Genomic DNA, 21,708 nt, shown 5'->3' on the forward strand with positions numbered 1-21,708 from the left:
GTTTTTCATGTTTGATCCGCTATTTAACTTCTGGAATAAAAAAAGCAGGAAATCCTCAGCCTCAGCTGAACTTTTCCTGCTTTTTCCAACGGTCGAGCAATCGACAAAGCCTAGCAACTGTTCATTGGATGATATTGGTTGCTTTTGTTTCGTCTACGAACCACCATTCGATGCCGACAGCATCATACAAAGTCAAAACTTTTTGTTTTTTGTCGATGTAAAAATCAATCGTTTCTTTGTTCAAATGTTCAATCAAACGTTGCATACTTTCTGGATCAATGACAAATTTCAAAAAGTCTAATCCTAGGACCTCATCCGTCGGTAAGGCGATCACTGGGCTGTCAGATTGAGTCAGTCCTACATGAAAATCACCTTTATTCAAGATAAATTCTTTTTCTTCCTCTTTATGGACGGTCAAACCTAAAAGTTCTGATAGAAACTCTTGTTCCTTTTCCATATCTAAGACGTTTAGGTGGACTTTTTGGAAATAAGTACCAGCGGATAATTTCGTGAAGCGCTCATTTGATTGTCGCAATAGTGCTTCTTGATCTAATTGTTCCACCGCTTGTTGCTGTAAAGCTTCTGGTGCCTCATGATAGATCTCTAAAAAGTTACCTTCAGGATCTTTTAATAAGATACCGATGCGTCCGTCACTTTCCAATGCTTCTTCGATCGTTTGATTCGTTTGACGAATGCGGTAAAGCACATCTGCCATCTCCTCTAACGTTGGAATGATCAAAGAAAAACGATTGAGCTTTTTGACTTCCCCAAAGTGATCATTTGCTCGTGGACTTTCCTCTAATAATAACAGCTCGCTGTCATTTTCTACCGTACCGAAAATCGCTAATTCATTTTCTTCCCTCTTTAAATCAAAACCGATCGTGTCTTTATAAAATTCGATCATTTTATCACGGTCTTTTACACGTATTGCAATACTTTTCAAATAAGTAGTAGACCCCAAATCAAAAACTTTCATAATTTCTTGCTCCCCTCTACGTTAAGCTTTATTTTAACGATGCTTCTCTTTTCTTTCAAGCAATATCTTAGTTTTTGTTGAATTAATTCTCAGATTGTCTTATTTTTCATCTAATTATCCGATTCGGCAGACAAAAAATCTTCTTTATGTAAAAAAAGCGGCGTCTTTTCGATAAAACTTTTTATCTTTCAAACGCCGCTTTGATAACCCTATAAGGATTATTATAACCTATTATATCTTATTATGAAGCTTCTTCTGTAAACTGACTGTTGTATAGATCTGCATAAAACCCATCTTTTTCCATGAGCGTATCATGATTGCCTGTTTCAACGATCGAGCCTTGATTCATCACGATGATATTATCCGCATCACGAATCGTTGATAGGCGATGAGCTACTACAAAGCTGGTACGGTTTTTCAATAAGCGGTTCATCGCTTTTTGGATCAAGATCTCCGTACGTGTATCAACACTTGATGTTGCTTCATCTAGGATCAAGACATCTGGATTTGCTAAGAAAGCTCGAGCAATCGTGATCAATTGACGTTGCCCTTGTGAGATATTACTTGCATCTTCGTTTAATATCGTATCATAACCATCAGGCAATTTACGAACAAATTCATCAACATGGGCAGCTTTAGCGGCTTCGATCACTTGTTCATCTGTCGCATCATCATTCCCATATTTGATATTATCATAAATCGTTCCAGTAAACAGCCATGTGTCTTGAAGGACCATTGAAAACTGGGCACGTAAAACATCACGAGAAACGTCTCTCGTATCGACACCGTCATAACGGATACTTCCGCCTGAAACATCATAAAAACGTTCCAATAAATTGATCAAGGTCGTTTTACCAGCACCAGTCGGACCAACGATTGCAACCATTTCTCCCGGCTTCACATCCAGATTGAAATCCTTCATCAATAAATGGTCTGGTGTATAACCAAACTGTACATTTTCAAAACGAACTTTGTACGGTGTGTTTTCTTCGACTGGAAGACCAGATTTTTCATTCGTCATTTCTTCTTCGTCTAAGACTTCAAAGACACGTTCGGCAGAAGCGACTGTTGATTGGATCGTATTCATCAAGCTTGCCAATTGTGTGATTGGTTGAGAAAATTGTGTCGTATATTGTAGGAATGCTTGCACATCCCCTAATGCCATATTCCCATTTGCTACTTTGATCCCACCGAGAACAGCCACAAAGACGTAACCTAGATTTTTGACGAAGTTCATCAGTGGCATGATGATTGCTGAGATAAACTGCGCTTTCCAACCAGCAGCATATAAGTTTTGATTTTCAATTTCAAAGACTGCTTGGTCTTTTGCTGTATGGTTAAACGTTTGGACGATCGTATGTCCTGCATAAGTTTCCTCTACTTGGTTGTTTAGCAACCCTAAACTCTTTTGTTGATCTGCGAAGAAAACTTGTGACTTGGGTGCAATGACCATGACAATGATCAAACTTAATGGAATCATCAACAATGCCACTAATGTCAATTGCCAGCTGATGGATAACATCATGACGATGACCCCGATCAGTGTGACTGCACTTGTAACAAATTGAGTCAAGTTTTGTTGTAAAGTGCTGGCAATGTTGTCCATGTCATTGATTGCTCGAGACATGATATCACCATTCGTATGTGTATCATAGTAAGAGATCGGTACACGGTTCATTTTTGTCTCTAAATCATGGCGTAACTCATAGACCGTACGTTGAGATACGCGTGTCATGATGAACTGTTGTAAGAAGTTGAACACTGCCGAAATCAAATACATCACAATAACTGTCGCAATGATCTGAGCAATCTTGTCAAAATCGATCGGGAATTTCGTGACTTGTTGCCCTTCTTGCATTTGTCTTGCACCAAGCATGACGCCGTTGAAGATTTCTGTTGTTGCTTTCCCTAAGACTTTTGGTGTTTGGATCTGGAAGACGACAGCTGCAATCGCTAAGACAAATACAGCGATGATCGCTACTGAACGCTTAGACATATAGCCAAATAACCGTCGAACAGTCCCCCAAAAGTTTTTTGCTTTTTCTCCTTTAGCACCAATGTTTCGTCCTGGTCCACCACCCATTGGGCCTTGAGGAGGTCGGTTGTTTGTTTTGCTCATGCTAAATCCTCCTCTCTCAATTGTGAGTTGACGATTTCTTTGTAGGTTTCATTTGTCGCTAATAACTCTTTGTGCGTGCCTTTTCCGACAAGTTTTCCTTCATCTAGTACTAAGATCGTATCTGCATCCATGACTGTACTTACTCGTTGAGCCACTAAGACAGTGATACTTTCTTTCATATTTTCTTTTAGTGCTTGACGAAGTTTCGCATCTGTTTTGAAGTCTAATGCGGAGAATGAATCATCAAAGACATAGATGTCTGCTTCTTTTACTAAGGCACGAGCGATTGCTAAACGTTGTCTTTGACCACCAGAGAAATTCCCGCCACCTTGTTCTACGTGACTGTCTAATCCATCTTCAAGTTCAGAGACAAAATCTTTTGCTTGAGCGATCTCTAAGGCTTTCCAGATCATCTCATCTGTTGCATCCTCTTTTCCGTATTGCATATTTTCACGGATCGTTCCGGAAAACAGAACAGCTTTTTGAGGGACAAAGCCCATCAATTCACGCAAGTTGTATTGCGTCATGTCAGAAATACTCGTTCCATTGATGGCGATCTCACCAGATTCGATATCATATAAACGTGGGATCAAGTTCACTAATGTCGTTTTTCCTGAACCTGTTCCGCCAATGATAGCGACGATATCTCCGGATGATGCGTCAAAGTCAATATTTTCCAATGCTAGTTTTTCTGCACCGTGGTAACGGTAATCAACTTGCTTGAATGACAACGTTGCATCTTTGCCCGCTAAACCGACTGTTTTTGGTTGTTCTGGGTCAACGATACCAGCATCTTCTTCCAACACTTCATTGATCCGATCAGCCGAAGCTTGGGCACGAGGAACCATGATAAAGATGGCGGACAGCATCATGAAACTAATCAAGATCTGCATCGCATAGGTCATGAAGGCAATCAGATTTCCGACCTCTAATGTCATATCTGCTATGTAGTGCCCACCAAACCAAGTGATTGCTACGTTCGTTCCACTCATGATCAACGTCATCAACGGCATCATCAATGCGACGATCGTGTTGACTTTGATTGCCGTATTTGTATAATCCTTATTCGCCATGTCAAAACGATTTTCTTCAAAACGCGTTTTGTCGAATGCTCGGATCACACGTACACCTGTTAATCCTTCACGAAAAACAAGGTTTAAACGGTCAGTTTTCTTTTGCATACTTTTGAATAGAGGAACTGCAAAATACATGATTCCGCCGATCAAAATAACCATCACAGGAATCACGACTAAGAATATTCTTGTTAATTCATGATCTTTTTGATAAGCAAGGATACTTGCTCCAACAAGAGTGATCGGTGCATTGATCATCATGCGTAAAAACATTTGCATAACAAGTTGGATCTGTGTCACGTCGTTGGTCGTACGAGTGATCAATGAAGCAGTTCCGTACTTGTCGAACTTGTCTTTCGTTAGATTTTCGGCTTTTTGATAGACTTCTGTTCGCAATTGTTTCCCTAATTTTTGTGATTCGCGTGTAGCAAAAAAGGTATTAGCAATAGCGGCAAAAATACTGATCAAAGAAAATCCGATCATGACAAATCCCGTCTGCCAAATGTAGTCTACGTCACCTTTTGCTACTCCTTTGTCAATGATGTTGGATGTTAATGTTGGCAAATAAAGATCTGCTAACACTTGAATAACCATGAAGACCGTGGCAGCGATCGCTGAGGTCAATGAAATTCGTTTGACAATTTTTAGCATTCGTTCCCCTTCTTTCTATTTATCAGCGCCATTTTTTATCCATGACAGTTTTAGATTGAATTCTGCAATGGCTTGTTCAACAGAATACTCCTCAGAAGTTGAAAGTGATTTATAGGCATGGGCAATCGTTGTAAATACTGTACTCATGACTAATTGAAACAATAATTCCATTTCGTGATCGTCTTTTACTCTAAGCTTGGAACGATCAATCAAACCAATCAACTCTTTAGACGTTTTTTGATGATTTTTATGCGGTGATGGCCGATGTCCTTGTGGATGCGGCACGACTTTTCGTGAAGCCCGATAATCCATATGCATAAACAGATGTTTATAGAACGCGGCATTTTCACCTTCTAGAATATCTCGGATCATTTTTCCAAAATACCGCTCAAAACCGATAAATAAATCTCCTTTTGACTCTTTGATCAATTGGATCATATTTTTTGTACTGTCACTACGTACAGTTTCAAAATAATAATAATAGAGATCTTCTTTATCCTCGAAATATTGATAAAAACTACCACGAGAGATCCCAGCAAGTTTCACGATCTGAGCAATCGAAGCTTCATTCAATGGTACTCTTGAAAATTCAACCCTGGCAGCTTCTAATAATCTTTGCTGTTTTTCTTCTGGTAGATGAAAAAAAGTCTGTGTCGGCATCGTTGATTCCTCCCCACATAAAAATGACACACTGTCATATGACACCTTGTCATTATAACACCATCCGATTGTTTTGCAAGTCATTTACAACTTTTTTTCATATTTATTAAAAAAAGAATAAGTTGAGTAAAAAGATTTGTTTCTCCTATTCTCTGCATCTAAAATAGGGTCATTATAAAAAAAGGATGAACGCCATGATCAAATCAATAACCGTCCATGAACTCTATTTTGTCTATCAGAAAAAAGATGTCATGATTTTAGATATCCGCAAGACAAACGAGTATATAAAAAAACACTTAAGCCATTCCATATCCATTCCTGTTACCAGTTTATCCGCACAATTAAATAATCTGGATGTAAAAAAACATTATTATATCGTTGGGGCATCGAATGATTCAGCACAACAAATTGCTGCTTATCTATCAGAAAATGGGTTTCAAGCGACGTATGTTATCGACAACATGAAGTTGTTTGAAAACCGCGAACTAACTAGCTCCTTTTGATATTCAAAAAAATAACTTACTTTTTATCAGTAAAAATACTTGATAGCCTTTTCTGTTTAAAGTAAACTGGTATTGTTAGCGGTAAAGTTAACAATTACGACTAAAGGAGAGAGATTATGGCATCAGTATTAGTAATCAAAGGACATCCATTAACTGCACAAGAATCACGTTCAGTTAACGCATTAACTAGTTTTTTAACTAGCTACAAAGAAAATCATCCAAGCGACGAGGTAACTGTTTTAGACCTTTATCGTGATGATATCCCAGAAATTGATGAAGAATTGCTTTCTGGATGGGAAGCGCTTCGTGCAGGTGCAGATTTCTCTAGTCTATCTGAAAACCAACAACAAAAAATTGCTCGTTTCAACGAATTGACAGAGCAATTCCTAGCAGCAGATAAAATCGTTATTGCCAACGCTTTATGGAATTTGAATATTCCTACAAAATTAAAAGCTTGGTTTGATACGGTCAATGTTGCTGGTAAAACTTTCAAGTATACAGAAAACGGTCCTGTTGGCCTAGTTACTGGAAAGAAAGCATTACACATCCAATCAAATGGCGGCGTCTACAATGGACAAGACTTTGCTTCTCAATATGTAAAAGCAATCTTGAATTTTGTCGGCATCGAACAAGTCGACCAATTATTTATCGAAGGTATCGACTATACACCAGATCGTGCAGAAGAATTGATGCAAGCTGCATTAGATAAAGCAACCGCATTCGGTAAAGACTTCTAGTCACGATCGATTAACTGTTTCTCTTGAACTTGTGGAGAAAAAAAGACTTCATGAACATTCATTGCGAATGTTCATGAAGTCTTTTTTATTGGTTAGACAGAGTTGATTGATCTAAAAAACGATTAACCATATCTAATATTTGATAGAGATATCAGTTCCTGCAGTTTTTTGGAATAAGCTTCATCTAACGATACGCCATCTTTTTTTATTGCATTCGCTATTTCTACATTCATACGGCTTAGTAGTAATGGCGCTGACGCTCCTTCATTTTGTAGATTTCTTAGATTGGATTTTAGTACCACTCTAAGCGATTGGCTTTCCGAATTTACCTCTAAGTCATCGATTAATTCCGTTATTAACGCTTCTGCTTTTTTGCGTCGATCGTCTCCACCAGAAAACCAGCTTAGATTACTCATTTACTTATGCTCCTTATCTAGCTTTTCAAGGAAGAATATCGTGATTTTTGATACTTAAAATAAAGTGTTTCTAACAGAACTAATTCTTTTTGCTATTCCTTCTTGAACCAAGTAAATAGGCAATGGAGAAACCTATGAACATACCTAAAGTGATTCACCATTTGAATGGTCTATCCAACAGATAAGCTAGCCCAAAGTTTAAGAGCAGCGTTAAAAGAAAAGCGCAAAAAATCATTTTCCACTCTTTCATATGTCCTCCATTTTTATACTATAGGGTCAAGTTGGTTCAAGATAAGAAAAAATCACTTTCTTTTAAACGATATTTGTCGCTTTAATTCTCAACATTGCGAACATAGTCATCAAAATACTTGATCAAATCATTTTTGATTTTTTGATATTCTTCTTCACTATACTCTTTGTCTTCTATTTTTCCTTGAAAAAATGGAATCTCTAATTCTTCACGTAATCGGTCTAATACTTCTTCTTTATTCATGTTAATACTCCTTAATCAAAGTAAACGCAGACACACTCGGGTGCATAAATGTCTTTTTGGATCAATGTTAATTTTCCATTCTCAGCATCACGTTTGTACAAAGTAAGATTGTCTGTATTCTGATTCGCACATACCACGTAGTCATTCGCTGGATCTAAAGCAAAATCTCTTGGGAAATCCCCTTCAGTTGAGATCGTTTGTACGTTTTCTAACTGTGAGCCATCTTCATTCACAGCGAATACGGCAATTGAATTATGTCCACGATTTGATGCGTAGACATAGCGTCCATCTTTGGAAATACGGATGGCAGCACCACCGTTTTCATCGGTGAATCCTTCAGGTAATGTACTGATTTTTTGTACCTCTTTGAATTCGCCCGTTTCTTCATCGTATGAAAGTACGCGGACTGTACTATCTAACTCACCAAATAAATAGGCGAATTGATTATTCGGATGGAAAACTAAATGACGCGGCCCTGTTCCCGGCTCTACTTCTAAGACTGCTTTCAAAGTCAATTTGCCATGTTCATCTACATCATACGTGTATACGCGGTCCGTTCCTAGATCACACACTGCCAATCGTTGATCAGGTGTTAAATCTGTGTAATGGACATGTGCATGATCTTGATTTTTGTGTGGGCCAGTTGGTTCTTGATGAAAGACTGCATCTGTCGCCTCTAAACTACCGTCTTCAGAGATACGATAAACATTGACTTCTCCTTTATGGTAATTTGCGCCATAAATAAGTTGACGTTTTTCATCAACTGTCACGTAACACAATGGGGCACCGGCTTCTGTTACCGCATTCAAAAAATTGTACGAATGATCATACGCACCTACGCCACCTAAGCCATCGACACTTGTTACCGTGTAAAGATTTCCTGCCTCGCTTTTTGCTACATAAGTGGGGCTATTTTCTTTTGTCACTAATGTTAGATTTTCTAAACTTCCTTTATCTGTATCTAATTCGATTTGATAAATGCCTTCACTTTTTCGTCTTGTGTATGTTCCTAGAATGATTTTTTTTAACATTTTGATCCTCCTCAAAATAAGAATTCTAATTTATTCTATCATACATCCATTCATGACGGTAATCAAAGAGAATATGTTATACTGTTTTTGTAGCGATAGAATCATTGATTTTTGTAGGAGTAAAGGAGAGAAATGAAATGACTCAAGCAACAATAACAGAAATAGGGACATCAGCAATCAACCCAGAAGAATCGATGCTGATTTTATTTGATCAGTCAGCAACCTCTGCGCTGCGTGACTATACGATCATTCAAGAATTTAGCACAAAAGAGAATTTTTCTCTTGAAACAAATGATCGGATTTCTTTTGATCATCAGGAATATACGATCGAACATGTTGGTCCGTTAGCCAATGAAAATCTAACAACGGTTGGCCACGTGACTTTGGTTTTTGAAGAACCGCCAAAAGGGGACAAAATCGTCAATGGGATCTATCTGTCCCCCTATCAATTGCCAGAAATCAATGTTGGCACAATAATCAATTATAAGCAGGTGAAATAAATGGCAGAGGACAAAAAGAGAAAAATCAAACCTGCCTCTTGGTTTTGGCGTTGGTTCTTAAACAATCAAGTAGTCACAGCTTTATTAGTTGTTCTTTTAGTCCTACTGATTGTTTTCCTATTCACCAAAGTTTCTTATCTTTTCGAACCAATTTGGCAGTTTCTAGCAATTGTAGGTTTACCGATCATTTTAGCGGGTATCCTATATTACCTGATGAATCCTGTGGTCGATTATTTGGAAAAGAAAAAGATCCCCAGACTTTATAGCATCATCGGACTATTTATACTTGTAGTCGCTTTGATCGTATGGGGAAGTGTCGTGATCATTCCTAAAATCCAGGAACAGACCGTCAGCTTTGTTAGCAATTTCCCACAATATGTTGAAACGATCGATGACAAGTTAACAGAGATCTTACGTGACCCACTATTCAATCAATTTCGAGAACAACTCGAAAAAACTGGCGATCAGTTTATGAATTCTGCCGGAGATATTTTACAGAATCTATCGAAAACGACTGTCCAAAGCTTAGGTAGCTTTGTTGGTGCAGTAGCAACGATCGTCGTTGCTGTCTTGACGATGCCGTTTATTTTGTTTTATCTGTTGAAAGATGGGAAACAATTAGCGCCTTACTTGGTGAAATTCTTGCCTACTCGGATGAGAGTACCAACTTTGAAAGTATTAGGTGAGATGAATGATCAAGTTTCTTCTTACATTCGAGGACAGCTGACTGTCGCTTTTGCGGTTGCAATCATGTTTATGATTGGATTTGCGATCATCGGCTTAGAATATGCTGTTACCTTAGGGATAATTGCTGGTTTCTTGAATTTGATTCCTTATCTCGGTTCATTCCTAGCCATGATACCTGCTGTCTTTTTAGCGATTGTCGCAGGTCCAGTCATGTTAGTCAAAGTACTGATCGTTTTTGCATTAGAACAAACGATTGAGGGCCGTTTGATTTCGCCGCTTGTACTAGGAAATCAGCTGTCGATCCATCCAGTGACGATTTTACTTGTCTTATTGACATCTGGAAAATTATTTGGTGTGATCGGTGTGATTTTAGGGATTCCTGTCTATGCCGCAGCGAAAGTATTGATTTCTCACATCTTTGAGTGGTACACCACGATTTCTTCTCTTTACGAAGAAAAACATCAATAATAAATAAATCCGAGACGTTTGAGAATAGGAAACCTATTTTCAGTCGTCTCGGATTTTTGATTATTTCATTAATAGATTAGTCATTTTTTGGATAGCTGCTGAAATATCATCTGTTGCTTGGTCTTGTTTTGCTTCTGACGCATCAAATTGTGCTGTATCGATGCCTTTTTCCGGTTCGATACTTTGAGTCATCTCTTCACAACCAGCTACATAATTTTTGTACGCTTTTTCAAAGTTCTTATGGATACCCATCACTTTTGCTGGCGGACGCAATGTACTGATTTTCTTCAGCATCGTGCGATATTTTTCAGTGCCTTTTTCAAATAAATCGACAGTCTCAACTAACTCTTCTTGCGTGAGATCAGCTGTTTTGTTTTGATCGATTGCTTCTCTGATTTTTTCGTATTTAGGGTGCATCGTTTCGCCGATTGCTTCTGTTTCTTTGACGATTTTATCGACAGTCTGCACATAATAACCGAGATTCGGTAACATAGGTTCTCCTACTTTCTTCATTTTCTTTCTCTATTTTACCTGTTTTTTCTAGTAGAAAACAAGTCATTCTATAAATAAAATGTTATTTTTATCGTTTATTTCTCATAAAAACCTGTATCCAAACTATATTGTTCCCCTGAAACTAGATCATACTGGATCAAGCGATACGCCTCGTAGACTTCCTCTTGTGCCCGATTCAGCTGAGCTTCTTTTCCCCACTGGCCATTTTGAAAATACAGTTCGCGTTCAAATGCTGGGATGGCTGACTCCATTTCAAGTAATAATTGATAAAATCCAGTGGTCTTTAGATTCGTTTGTTCTAGTAGACTTGCTGCAAAATAAAATGGACTAGTGACTGCATCATTTGTTTCTCGTTTCTCTAACTTACCAGCTGTATCAAACATTAAAAACTCTGTTTGATGTAACGCCTGCTTCTCATTTTTATTTTTGATCTCATCTGAATAGATCCCAGGTAAGTGATCGCCCCAAAACACGACCAATGTTCTCCTTGAAGTATCTTTCAGCGCTTCAGTGAATGCTTTCAACGCTTCACTACTATAAGCAATATCTTGCAAATAATTATTGAGGGTATCCGTTCCATTATTATCTTCTGTCGTAGCAGAAAAATCTAGTTGCGAATACTTGCCTGCATAAGGCATATGCGTCTGCATCGTGACTAGATGGATAAATTGCGGTGTTTCTTCATCTTTCAATAAATCCAAGATTTCTTTATAGGCAGATTCATCGGAAATATAAGGATTATTATCAATGGTATCCGTATAAGTCATATTCCTCTCACTGATAAATGAATCAAAACCTAATGTCTGATAGACATCTTCACGCTTATACATAGATGTATTGTACGGATGGATCGCCGTTGTTTGATAGTTCTGTGCATTGAGTGTCGACACAAGCGATGGTAATTGATCAAGCTTTGGAACGAGCATCGTATAAGGCGTGGTCATTTGACCATTGAATAATGCCATTGATAGACCTGTCAACGCTTCGAACTCAATATTCGCTGTTCCACCACCATAATTTTGAGAAAGCATCCGGCCACTATAGGTTTGATTCGCCACTTCACGATAGTCAGCTAACGGATCACCTGTCACTGTTACACCATTTAGATGACTTGGATCTGAAAAGCTTTCGCTCATCACATAAATAATATTTGGCTGCTCATCGCTTGCCGTTTGATTTTTTTCATCTGCTTTTGCTTGATATTTCTCAGTGATCTCTTTGATTTTTTCTTTTGAATAGCCTTCAGGTCTTTCCATTGGCTCGACTCTTAGATTATACAAAAAGCCACCAATAAATCCTGTATTATAATAATTCATTTTCTGACTGTATGGAATCCATAACGCCGTTTGATTGTAGGCTTTACGCAATAAATTATTTGGATTATTGAAATTACTGAAATAGCCCATCATTGCGACTGTCATGACTAAAGTTAACACACGGTAGATTTGGAATGTCCGGTCTTTTTTGAAACTACGGACAATTGCCCAAACTACACCACCAAAGGCGAGTGCCGCTACTAGCATCAACCCGATAAAAATCGGTGTTCCTGTCATGTCTTTTAATAAATTGAACTCTGTGATCATCTTGAGGTCATCTGGATAGATCGGTTCTTGACGATAGCTCATTTTCAAGTAATTCGCAAAACCTAAAATACCGATACTTACGAGATAAAAAAGCAGACCGAAAATATAAGAACCTGCAAAAGCGACCATAAATAAAAAGACCGTGAGTAACACGAAACAAGCAAGTAAGAATTTTTCTGTGTGCCAAGAAAAAGCAAATTTCAAGGCTAGATCAACAGAAAGATTATTCTGGCACCATTGCAAATATAAATTACTTAAAAGGATCACTAAGACTGTTACTACCCCAAGAGTAGTGATTCGTAGAATATTTTGTTGTTTGGTTGAAAGCTTATCTAAATATCTTTTCAAGAGAGCGCTCCTTCACTTTTTCTAAACTACTTTAACGCCTATTTTATTCTAGTCGCTCCTCAAATGAAAGTAAAGTTCAAAAAACAAACAATTTTTACTATCAATTTTATAAAAAAATAAATAGAAAACAAAAGAAATCGAACGCTGTCTTCGGCTTCTGCCAACACAAAGAATAAGCGGTAATAGTCCAAAATTTGAAGAACAAATTCGGCTATTACCGCTTATTTCTCGAAGTTGATCTCTTCTGTCACTTTGCTTGAAATGACGCGCGCACATCTGCCGCATATGCCACTGGTTCACCAAAAACCGGGAACCCTTCTGTATCCCATGAAAATACTTGTGCGTTGGCATGGCGATTCGGATTATTCAGTGGATCGATTCCTTCATTTTTTTCTGGTCGTGCGTGATAAACTAATACATCTTCCTGACCATCTTCTGAGAGAGTAAAGGAGTTATGTCCTGGTCCAAATTGTTTATTTTCCTCAGAAGAAACAAAGACCGGTTCAGAATGTTTATGCCACGAATAACCGTCTAATAAATCAGCTGACGCCTCTGCCCATAATAGCCCCATCGCATAATTTTCATCTGTGGCACTACCTGAGTAAGTGATGAATACCTTCCCATTACGAATCAATACGGCGGGGCCTTCATTAACTGAGAATCCTCGTTTCTCCCAAGGAAATTCTGGGATCGCTAACAGCAATTGTTTGCCAGTCAACGTCCAAGGATTCGCCATTTCTGATAAGTAGAGGTTGGAGTTCCCAGGAATCCGAGGATCTAATTGCGCCCACACATAATACAACTTCCCTTGATGTGTAAAAGTCGTCCCGTCTAAACTAAATGTGTCTGCGGCAGTAATGATTTGTCCTTTCACTTCCCAATCGGTATTCATAGGGTCAATTGAAGAGTTCTCAAGGACGAACATTCGATGGTGATGCTCTCGGTCACGTATCTCTGCATGATCACTCGCTGCAAAATAGATGTACCATTTTTCTTGGATATAATGGATCTCCGGAGCCCAGATTAACTGGCTCATCGGTCCAGTTTCCGGCGCATGCCAAACCAGTAACGTTTCTGCTTCTTTCAAGCCATCGATCGTTTTCGCACGTCTCACTTCAATCGACTGGTAACCAGGTAAAGAACCCGTAAAATAATAGTATCCGTCCGTATGCTTGTAGATCCAAGGATCAGCTCTTTCAAGAACGATTGGATTCATATACATTGTTTTTTTCATAAAGGTCCCTCGCATTTTTTTAGTCTGATGACATTCCAAGAATATGCTTCAAGCACTACGTGGATCTTGTTCATTTCGTTTACAGCGATTTCTTGTTGCAATGGTTGAATCGTATCCGGTGCTTCTTTCGTATTTTTATCAAGCAGATCATTACTCTTTAAGACGAGTTGGACCGCCTTAGTTTCCAGATCAAAATCATGTGTTGTCGTGATCGTTACTTCCTCTTCTGTGCGATTCACTAAAAACAATACGATTTCATGTTCGTTTTCGACCACTACGCTGTCAATGATCGGAACCACTTGCCCATCCGCACACTCATAAGTAGGACAAACCATCTGTTGGTCTAATACTTCCCCTTTCGCATAGTTTGCCAAGTGCTGCATTACGTAGTACGTCGGATTCACCCAGGCACTGCCATTTTTTTCCGTTAAAATAAGCGGGATCGTATTGACTAGGAGGGATTGACAAGCAATTTTCACACGGCCAGCATGTCGCAAAATCGCAAGGCCCAACGTTCCAAATAATAAGGTATCTTCCATTGTGAAATGGCACCAATCGATCGGTGAGCCGACTTGAAATTTTTGATGGACTTGGTCTGGTTGGCTATGGACATTCCATTCATCAAAAGCTAAGTACATTGTCTTATCGCTACGCAAATAGCCTTTGACGTAATCACATGTCGCAATGATTTCTTCAATCTGTCGGTCAAATCGCTCGGCTTTCGCTAAGTATACCTTTGTATCCGCTCGTTCGTTTTTCGGTGGCTTCGTCAAATCGTCTTCGTCATATTTATCGATGTAATTGTGTAAAGCAATATAGTCCACATTTTCATAGGCTTCTTCTAAAGCAATTCGGTCCCATTCAGGATAAGAGGCTAAACGCGGTGTTGAACTGCCCACTAGAATCGTTTCGATGGATTCATCCACTAATTTCATCGCTTTGGCAGCTTCATTAGCTAAGCGACCATACTCATACGCACTTTTTGCGCCAATTTGCCACGGCCCGTCTAGTTCATTCCCTAAACACCAAAGCTTCACATCAAAAGGCTTCTGCTGCCCATTTTTTTGCCGTAATTCACTCCACGAGGTACCTTCAGGAAAATTACAATACTCTACTAGATTACGCGCATCATCGATTCCTTTTGTCCCTAGATTCACTGTCATGATCGGCTCCGCTTCTACCATGTCTATCCATTGGAAAAATTCATGTAGCCCGAATGTATTCGGTTCGATCCCTTGCCATGCAAGATCGATTTTTTTTGGACGATCACTGATTGGTCCAATCGTATCTTGCCAATCATAGCCTGACGTGAAGTTTCCTCCAGGATAACGGATCACACCTAAAGACAGCTCTTTCACATAAGAAAGTACATCTTGTCTAAATCCATTCGCATCAGCGGTTGGATGATCTGGTTCATAGATCCCGTTATAGACCACACTTCCCATATGTTCGATAAATGAACCGAAAAGTCTTGGACTGATCGTCCCTTTAGAGAAACCTTTCCGCACGTCTATCTCTACTTTTTTCATTGCCACACTCCTTTTCTCTTCCTACTCCCCATCAACTGATCGATCAACCACCAAACCCCACCGGCTAACACAAAAATAATCGGGGGAAACATAAAAACAAGTACCATAAAAACCAACAACACCCCACAACAAAGCAGATTTCTCAAAAAGTTGAACAATACCCATAACGTACTTTCCTGAAAGAGCTGCTTCAAAGAAATCGTTTCATCTTTTGCCAGACGATAGCTCCATGAAAGCAAGAACATCGTAAAGACCATCGTTGCCATGTAACCACTAATCACTAAAAGCACATCAGATTCTTGGAACATACGATTGATCGAGAAAAAAATGATGATCGTTAAAGCGCTCATCAATGTTTGGAGAATAAACTTTCTTTTGAAACCTTGTAAAAACCAATAGCAAACCTGACCGGATTCCCCAGATTTCCATTTATCCAACGTCGTAAACACTCCTGTAGTAGCAGATACCACTGTGACCAAAGGTAGAGAAACGACTACCCACAAAATACCTAATAAGATATGATCGGAAATTTGGATCAATTGACCATACCACTTTGTTTCGACTAATTTCATTTTCTCACTCTTTCATGCCAGACATAGCAGTTCCTTGTACAAAGTATTTTTGAGCAAAAACATAAATAATCAATAACGGTAACATCGAAATCACTGTTCCAGCCATTACTGGTCCATAAAACGAGATGTTTTGTCCCGTGAATAACGCCAATCCCGCAGGCAACGTCCGCATTCTCGAACTTGTTGTCAAGATCAATGGGTAAAGTAAGTCATTCCAACTGTTCATCAGCGTGAAAATCGCCAATGACAACAGTGTCGGCTTACTCAACGGCAACATGATCTTCAAGAAAATCTTGAACTCACTCAAACCATCGATACGTGCGGCCTCTTCCAATGAATCAGGTAAGGTCACAAAGAACGACCGCATCATAAATATCCCAAAAGCAGTAGTCATCCTAGGAATGATCAATCCGGCATACGTGTCTAACATGCCTAGAAAATTCGCTTGGATAAACAGTGGGATCATGAAGACTTGAAAAGGGATCATCATCGTTAACAAAACAAAGTAAAACAACACCGATTTCCCTTTGAAACGCATTCGTGCAAACGCATATCCTGCGAGAGAATCAAAGAACACAGAAGTGATCACTGTCCCACCTGCAAAAATTACAGTGTTTTTGATATAGTCCAATAACGGAATCGTCGTCCAGACCTTGATATAATTGTCAAACGTATATTCATCTGCAAAAATTCTCGGGGGAAATGAAATGATGTCTTTTTCATACTTGAACGAGGAAATGATCAACCATAAAAAAGGAAATGCAATAATCAACAATACAAGCAACATTCCCACGACACGTAGCCATTTCTTCCCATCGAACTTTTTCCGTCGATTCGCTTCAACTGCTGTATAACTTTCCGAAAGCATCTTGTTTCCCCCTATTTCATTTGTTTTTCTTTTCTGCCCATGTACAAGTTTGTCGAAATGGCGATCGCCGCAACGATGACAAACAATACGGAAGATAATGCGGACGCATAGCCCAATTCATACGGTGCAGTAAAACCTCGACTATAAATATATTGGACAGCTGTTTCCGTTTTGAACTGTGGACCACCGTTCGTCGCCACATAGACTTGGTCAAATACTTGCATGGAACCAATCAGATTGGTCAATATACAAAAACCAAGGGATGGAACGATCTGCGGTAATGTGATATTAAAGAATTGTTGACGATTCGTTGCGCCATCCATTTGAGCCGATTCGTAAAGCGAAGGTGAAATCCCTTGAATTGCAGTAATCAAGATCGTCATGGTGACCCCGAAATTTTTCCAAACTGTCATAAGCGCCACCGTTGGCATCGCTAAGGTTGGGTCACGGAAAAATTGCGGAATCGGCAAACCTACTTGTGAAAAGAGATAAGGAATCGCTCCAACGTTTGGATCAAGCAACATCGAAAAGATGATCGCAATAGAAGTGAGCGAGCAAATCACAGGAATATAAAATGTTGACCGACAAAAACGATTGAAACGGGTATTTTTCGACAAAATAACCGCTGCTAATAAGCCAACGATAATCTGTGTAGGAGTTTCAAGTAAGGTAAAATACAATGTATGCAAAAGTGAATTGACTGCACGTTCATCCTCAAAGATCCGTAAAAAATTACTCATGCCTACAAACTCTCTGGAAGTAAAAAAGATGTTCAAATCAGTAAAACTGATTGCGAATGTACCAATCAGCGGTACTACTGTGAATAACAGTAGAATCAAAAAGGATGGCACTAAAAACAAATACGCCGCTCGATCCGGTCGGTTCCAATATCTGGATAATGCTTTCATTTTCGTCTATTCCCCGTTGCCAAAAATCTATAAATATTTCTAACCAACTATAAAAGTTGTCAGATCAATGTTTATTTCCTGTTTCTCTGTGTCCGATTTTGCCATGTTCTCGCTACTCTCGTTTGATTTAACACTCCACAGGCGTCAATTCGGATACAACGAATCCTATCATTCTACGATTTTAATTTGATTAAAAACATGTAGATCAAGCACGATAACTCGCTAAGTTCAGACTGGTATTGTCATCCAATGTTTCTACAACGATTTTTGATCGTTTGGTTTTCACGATTTTTGTCGTTGATTGCTGGCTGTGGTTCTGACGAAGATTTGCTAGTTTTCGATGTATCTGTCGATTTTTTTAATTTATAGATGTTACAAGTTTGACAAATCGGTTTCCCTCCTTATTCATCTTGTATTTTTGAGAAGTTTTGCGTTGTAACCACGCAAAAGCGCTCAATTTGCTTATTTGTTTCTATTTAGTCAATGCTTTTGTAGATGCTGCCATTCGATAGAACTGCTCTAGCTTTGATATTAGGATAGTTTACCAGCGAAAGAAATTCGTAAATTGGTATATTCATTTTCATTGGAAATTCTTCAACGAAATCGAGTGCTACTTTTTCCTCTCAAAACTAAAATACGCATATTTAAAAGATTACCCACTAATTTTATAGGTATTTATAGATTTAAATTAGCTATTGTAGCCCCTCTTTTTTATTCGAATGATTTCCTAAATAAACAGCTCTAGCTATGAAACCAAGAAAAAAACATAGGAATTGTGACCTATATGAAATAAGGCGAAAGCGATAAAAACTGCTTTCCATTTTAATCTCTTCCGCCTTATTTACTACGAGGTCATTTCTGTTCTCTTCGTCGATTCGATGCCATGGGAAGTTGTTCCTCGATCATTCTTTCAATAAGTCATTGATCTTATCATCTGCATCATTCATCAATTTCTCTGGATCTTCACCCGCCAATAATTTTTCGATCAACGGATTGATGATATCATTATTGATCGCTGCAATCTTCGTGAATCCTGGGAGGAAAGGTTCAGCATATTCCATTTGTTTCGATAGTTCCGAAACGATAGGATCATTCTTTACTTCTTCATCTTCTGCAACAGAGGATAGATATGCAGGGAAGCCATTTTCAATGCTCCACTTTTTACCGATTTCGCTTGTATTCCAATATTTTAGGAATTCGTAAATCGCCTCTTTTTTATTGCTATCTGTACTTGCTGGAATGGCATAACCCACACCATCTAAAATCGCGGTTTTCTCACCGTCAGCACTAGCTTGTGGCAAGGTCGTCACTCCATAATCGATCTCGTTGGCTTTCAAGCCATTATTCAACCACGGTCCATTGATGATAATCGACAACTGCCCAGCATTCATCAAATTATCCATTTCTGCTCCTGAAATCGATTCTGGCCCTGCTTTATCAACGTGGATCATTTTTTGGATTGCTTTTAATGTTTCTAAGTTTTCTGGTGAAGCAAACTCAGATTTTGTATAATCATCGCTGACAAGTTTTCCACCATTTGCCAACATCCAGTTGTAAAGAGGAGCAGTACCATCTTTGTTGAAAACAAAACCTGAAACATTTTTACTACTATCTGTTAGTTGTGGTGCCATTTCTGTCAATTCTGTCCAAGTCGTTGGTGGTGTCGTTTCATCCATACCTGCTTGTTTGAATAGCTCTTTGTTCCAATACATGTACATCCCTTGTACCTGCATCGGGATGAAGTATTGTTGCTCATCGACCGTCCCTAGATCAATGGCGGTGTCTTGAAAGTCTCCTTTATCCACCCCTTCATATTCCCAGAAATCATCAATAGGTTGCACCGCACCATTTTCAACGTATTGCGCAAAATCAGCGTAATTCAGTGCGACAAAATCTGGCGCTTTTCTTGAAGAAATAGCCGTTGGCAATTTTTCATTCAAGTTCGCCCAAGTCATCACGTCCATCTCGATCTTGATATTTTTGTCATTACTTTCATTAAAATCGTTAACGATTTCTTGCAAGATCTCCCCATCAGAAGCAGTAAACCCATTCCAAAAAGTCAAGGTGACATCTCCTTCTTCGTTACTTTGAGATGAAGCACCGCCACCACAAGCACCTAATATTCCAGTCGCAGCTAACAATAATGAACCAATAATGAATTTTTTTCCTCGCATGTTGAATTTCCTCCTTAATTTTTCGGGGTCAAGCTTGTTCGGATCACATTCCATGATAACGGTTTCAATAAACAGTGAAGCTGATTTTCTTTTCGTTCATACGCCTGAGAGGATACTGGTTTGATTTGCTCATTTCCAGCTTGATTGACCGCTTTGATCACGTACCCACTCATCTCTGAAAAGTCGATAACTTCCGCAATCTCTAAGTCAGGAAGATGTAGATCCAAGTGCATCTCCTCTTCTCCACGATTCACCGCAAAGATCACCAACTCATTTTTTTCCTCATCGATCACCGCAATGCTTTCTAAATATGGGACTGCGACAAATTCACTTGTCGCATACGTATCTACAGTGATTTCAGGTCGTAAAGCCACGCCTTGCCCTAATGTAGCAACTTGCATAAATGGATAATAGATCGTTTGTCGCCAAGCTTCACCATCTTCTTCTGTCATGATGGGTGCAATCACGTTGACAAGCTGTGCCAGGCAAGCAATTTTCACCCGATCGGCATGCTTCAATAAGGTGATCAACAAGCAGCCTAACACCAAGGCATCTTCAAAATTATAGTGGTCTTCTAACAATGGCGGAGCAACTTGCCATGGCTTGACTGTTAAATCATGTTCCGCAGAATGGTACCAAATATTCCATTCATCAAAGGATAGATTGATTTGTTTCTTGCTGTGTTTTTTCGCTTTTATCGCATCGCACATTGCGACAACGCCTGAAATAAATTGATCCATATCCAGTGAACGAGCTAAGTAGTTTCCAAGATCATCTGTAGGGTTGCCATAATATTGATGAAATGACAGATAATCGATTTGGTCATAGGCTTGATCAAGGACTGTTAATTCCCACTCGCCAAATGTTGGCATTTGACTATTGGAACTGCCACATAAAACCACTTCGATCGACTCATCAACAAGTTTCATGGCTTTCGCCGTTTCTTCTGCCAACCTTCCATACTCTTTTGCTGTCTTATGACCGATTTGCCAAGGCCCATCCATTTCATTTCCTAAACACCAAGTCTTGATCGCAAACGGTTCGATTTGCCCATTCGTTTTTCTTTTCTCACTCCAATAAGTACCACCGGGATAATTGCAATATTCGACTAGATTTCTTGCCGCATCTAAACCACGAGTCCCAAGATTGACCGCCATATTGATCTCTGCACCCACTTCTTGACACCATGCAGCAAATTCATGTACACCGACTTGGTTCGTTTCTAAGGAACGCCATGCAAGGTCTAATCTTTTCGGTCGCCCCTCTACAGGTCCCACACTGTCTTCCCAATTGAAGCCAGAAACAAAATTCCCACCCGGGTAACGAATCAGTGGTACAGATAATTCTTTGACTAGCTCCATGACATCTTGGCGAAATCCTTGGTCATTTGCAGTAGGATGATCCGGTTGATAGATCCCCCCATATACTGCACGTCCCATATGTTCAATAAACGAGCCATACAAACGACGATCGATTTCCCCTATCTTTTGCCCACGACTAACTGACATTACAGCATCCATATATTCCCCTCCTTTAATTCATAAGTGAATCATATCTTTCTTTGAAAGCGTTGTCAATAATAATATTGTTAAATATAAAATTATTATTGTATAATAATTAATGTATTTGTTAATTATAAATATCTATATTATATTTAACTGCTAT

20 protein-coding genes are annotated in these 21,708 nt (G+C 39.0%); 4 read left to right on the forward strand and 16 right to left on the reverse strand.

From position 1 onward, the window contains the following. Window positions 1-121: 121 nt before the first annotated feature. The 4 genes from DOK79_RS02995 to DOK79_RS03010 all read right to left on the reverse strand — a co-directional run bounded on the left by DOK79_RS02995 (window position 122) and on the right by DOK79_RS03010 (window position 5,479). Entirely contained in the window at window positions 122-976 is an 855-nt protein-coding gene (locus DOK79_RS02995) for a VOC family protein (protein ID WP_206855237.1), read from the reverse strand. 241 nt (window positions 977-1,217) lie between these two features. Then, window positions 1,218-3,095 (reverse strand): ABC transporter ATP-binding protein, encoded by a 1,878-nt coding sequence (locus tag DOK79_RS03000; RefSeq protein WP_206855235.1) that lies wholly within the window; start codon window positions 3,093-3,095, stop codon window positions 1,218-1,220. Next, the gene (locus tag DOK79_RS03005) at window positions 3,092-4,819 is read right to left on the reverse strand and encodes an ABC transporter ATP-binding protein (protein WP_206855234.1); all 1,728 of its coding nucleotides are present in this window, start codon (window positions 4,817-4,819) and stop codon (window positions 3,092-3,094) included. Before DOK79_RS03005 ends, DOK79_RS03000 begins: the two co-directional genes overlap by 4 nt. A 15-nt stretch (window positions 4,820-4,834) precedes the next feature. Continuing rightward, the gene (locus tag DOK79_RS03010; protein WP_206855232.1) at window positions 4,835-5,479 is read right to left on the reverse strand and encodes a TetR/AcrR family transcriptional regulator; all 645 of its coding nucleotides are present in this window, start codon (window positions 5,477-5,479) and stop codon (window positions 4,835-4,837) included. 194 nt (window positions 5,480-5,673) lie between these two features. Between DOK79_RS03010 and DOK79_RS03015 the strand changes: the two genes are divergently transcribed. Next, the gene (locus DOK79_RS03015; protein ID WP_206855230.1) at window positions 5,674-5,982 is read left to right on the forward strand and encodes a rhodanese-like domain-containing protein; all 309 of its coding nucleotides are present in this window, start codon (window positions 5,674-5,676) and stop codon (window positions 5,980-5,982) included. Between the two features lie 116 nt (window positions 5,983-6,098). After that, on the forward strand, window positions 6,099-6,719 hold the full coding sequence (locus tag DOK79_RS03020; protein ID WP_206855227.1) for an NAD(P)H-dependent oxidoreductase: 621 nt from the start codon (window positions 6,099-6,101) through the stop codon (window positions 6,717-6,719). Between the two features lie 122 nt (window positions 6,720-6,841). Here DOK79_RS03020 and DOK79_RS03025 read toward each other — a convergent pair whose 3' ends face one another. The 3 genes from DOK79_RS03025 to DOK79_RS03035 all read right to left on the reverse strand — a co-directional run bounded on the left by DOK79_RS03025 (window position 6,842) and on the right by DOK79_RS03035 (window position 8,659). Then, window positions 6,842-7,135, reverse strand: coding sequence for a bacteriocin immunity protein (locus tag DOK79_RS03025; RefSeq protein ID WP_206856861.1), 294 nt, complete (start codon window positions 7,133-7,135; stop codon window positions 6,842-6,844). 331 nt (window positions 7,136-7,466) lie between these two features. Continuing rightward, window positions 7,467-7,628 (reverse strand): hypothetical protein, encoded by a 162-nt coding sequence (locus DOK79_RS03030; protein ID WP_206856863.1) that lies wholly within the window; start codon window positions 7,626-7,628, stop codon window positions 7,467-7,469. A gap of 11 nt (window positions 7,629-7,639) precedes the next feature. Further along, window positions 7,640-8,659 carry a lactonase family protein gene (locus DOK79_RS03035; RefSeq protein WP_206856865.1) on the reverse strand — a complete coding sequence of 340 codons (1,020 nt, stop codon included), beginning with the start codon at window positions 8,657-8,659 and terminating at the stop codon, window positions 7,640-7,642. Window positions 8,660-8,796: 137 nt separating this feature from the next. On the opposite strand from DOK79_RS03035, the gene DOK79_RS03040 reads away from it, so the two are divergent. Together DOK79_RS03040 and DOK79_RS03045 are read left to right on the forward strand one after the other, a co-directional pair. Further along, window positions 8,797-9,159 carry a PTS glucitol/sorbitol transporter subunit IIA gene (locus DOK79_RS03040; RefSeq protein WP_206856866.1) on the forward strand — a complete coding sequence of 121 codons (363 nt, stop codon included), beginning with the start codon at window positions 8,797-8,799 and terminating at the stop codon, window positions 9,157-9,159. Then, on the forward strand, window positions 9,160-10,314 hold the full coding sequence (locus DOK79_RS03045) for an AI-2E family transporter (RefSeq protein WP_206856867.1): 1,155 nt from the start codon (window positions 9,160-9,162) through the stop codon (window positions 10,312-10,314). 60 nt (window positions 10,315-10,374) lie between these two features. On the opposite strand, the gene DOK79_RS03050 is transcribed toward DOK79_RS03045, so the two are convergent. From DOK79_RS03050 to DOK79_RS03090, 9 genes are all read right to left on the reverse strand, one after another. Continuing rightward, the gene (locus DOK79_RS03050; RefSeq protein ID WP_206856913.1) at window positions 10,375-10,806 is read right to left on the reverse strand and encodes a hypothetical protein; all 432 of its coding nucleotides are present in this window, start codon (window positions 10,804-10,806) and stop codon (window positions 10,375-10,377) included. A gap of 95 nt (window positions 10,807-10,901) precedes the next feature. After that, window positions 10,902-12,758, reverse strand: coding sequence for an LTA synthase family protein (locus DOK79_RS03055; protein WP_206856868.1), 1,857 nt, complete (start codon window positions 12,756-12,758; stop codon window positions 10,902-10,904). 247 nt (window positions 12,759-13,005) lie between these two features. Continuing rightward, window positions 13,006-13,992 carry a family 43 glycosylhydrolase gene (locus DOK79_RS03060; RefSeq protein WP_206856869.1) on the reverse strand — a complete coding sequence of 329 codons (987 nt, stop codon included), beginning with the start codon at window positions 13,990-13,992 and terminating at the stop codon, window positions 13,006-13,008. Then, complete coding sequence (locus DOK79_RS03065) at window positions 13,989-15,521, reverse strand: alpha-N-arabinofuranosidase (protein ID WP_206856870.1); 1,533 nt, start codon at window positions 15,519-15,521, stop codon at window positions 13,989-13,991. The genes DOK79_RS03060 and DOK79_RS03065 overlap by 4 nt, the downstream gene beginning before the upstream one ends. Beyond that, window positions 15,518-16,093 (reverse strand): DUF624 domain-containing protein, encoded by a 576-nt coding sequence (locus tag DOK79_RS03070; RefSeq protein ID WP_206856871.1) that lies wholly within the window; start codon window positions 16,091-16,093, stop codon window positions 15,518-15,520. The genes DOK79_RS03065 and DOK79_RS03070 overlap by 4 nt, the downstream gene beginning before the upstream one ends. A 4-nt stretch (window positions 16,094-16,097) precedes the next feature. Further along, the gene (locus DOK79_RS03075) at window positions 16,098-16,961 is read right to left on the reverse strand and encodes a carbohydrate ABC transporter permease (RefSeq protein WP_206856872.1); all 864 of its coding nucleotides are present in this window, start codon (window positions 16,959-16,961) and stop codon (window positions 16,098-16,100) included. 11 nt (window positions 16,962-16,972) lie between these two features. Further along, window positions 16,973-17,869 carry a carbohydrate ABC transporter permease gene (locus DOK79_RS03080; protein ID WP_206856873.1) on the reverse strand — a complete coding sequence of 299 codons (897 nt, stop codon included), beginning with the start codon at window positions 17,867-17,869 and terminating at the stop codon, window positions 16,973-16,975. 902 nt (window positions 17,870-18,771) lie between these two features. Next, on the reverse strand, window positions 18,772-20,043 hold the full coding sequence (locus DOK79_RS03085) for an ABC transporter substrate-binding protein (protein WP_206856875.1): 1,272 nt from the start codon (window positions 20,041-20,043) through the stop codon (window positions 18,772-18,774). 14 nt (window positions 20,044-20,057) lie between these two features. Continuing rightward, window positions 20,058-21,563: an alpha-N-arabinofuranosidase gene (locus DOK79_RS03090; protein WP_206856876.1), complete on the reverse strand. Its 1,506-nt coding sequence runs from the start codon at window positions 21,561-21,563 to the stop codon at window positions 20,058-20,060. Window positions 21,564-21,708: the final 145 nt, after the last annotated feature.

This window comes from Enterococcus sp. DIV1094 (assembly GCF_017316305.2).
GTDB lineage: Bacteria > Bacillota > Bacilli > Lactobacillales > Enterococcaceae > Enterococcus_B > Enterococcus_B mangumiae.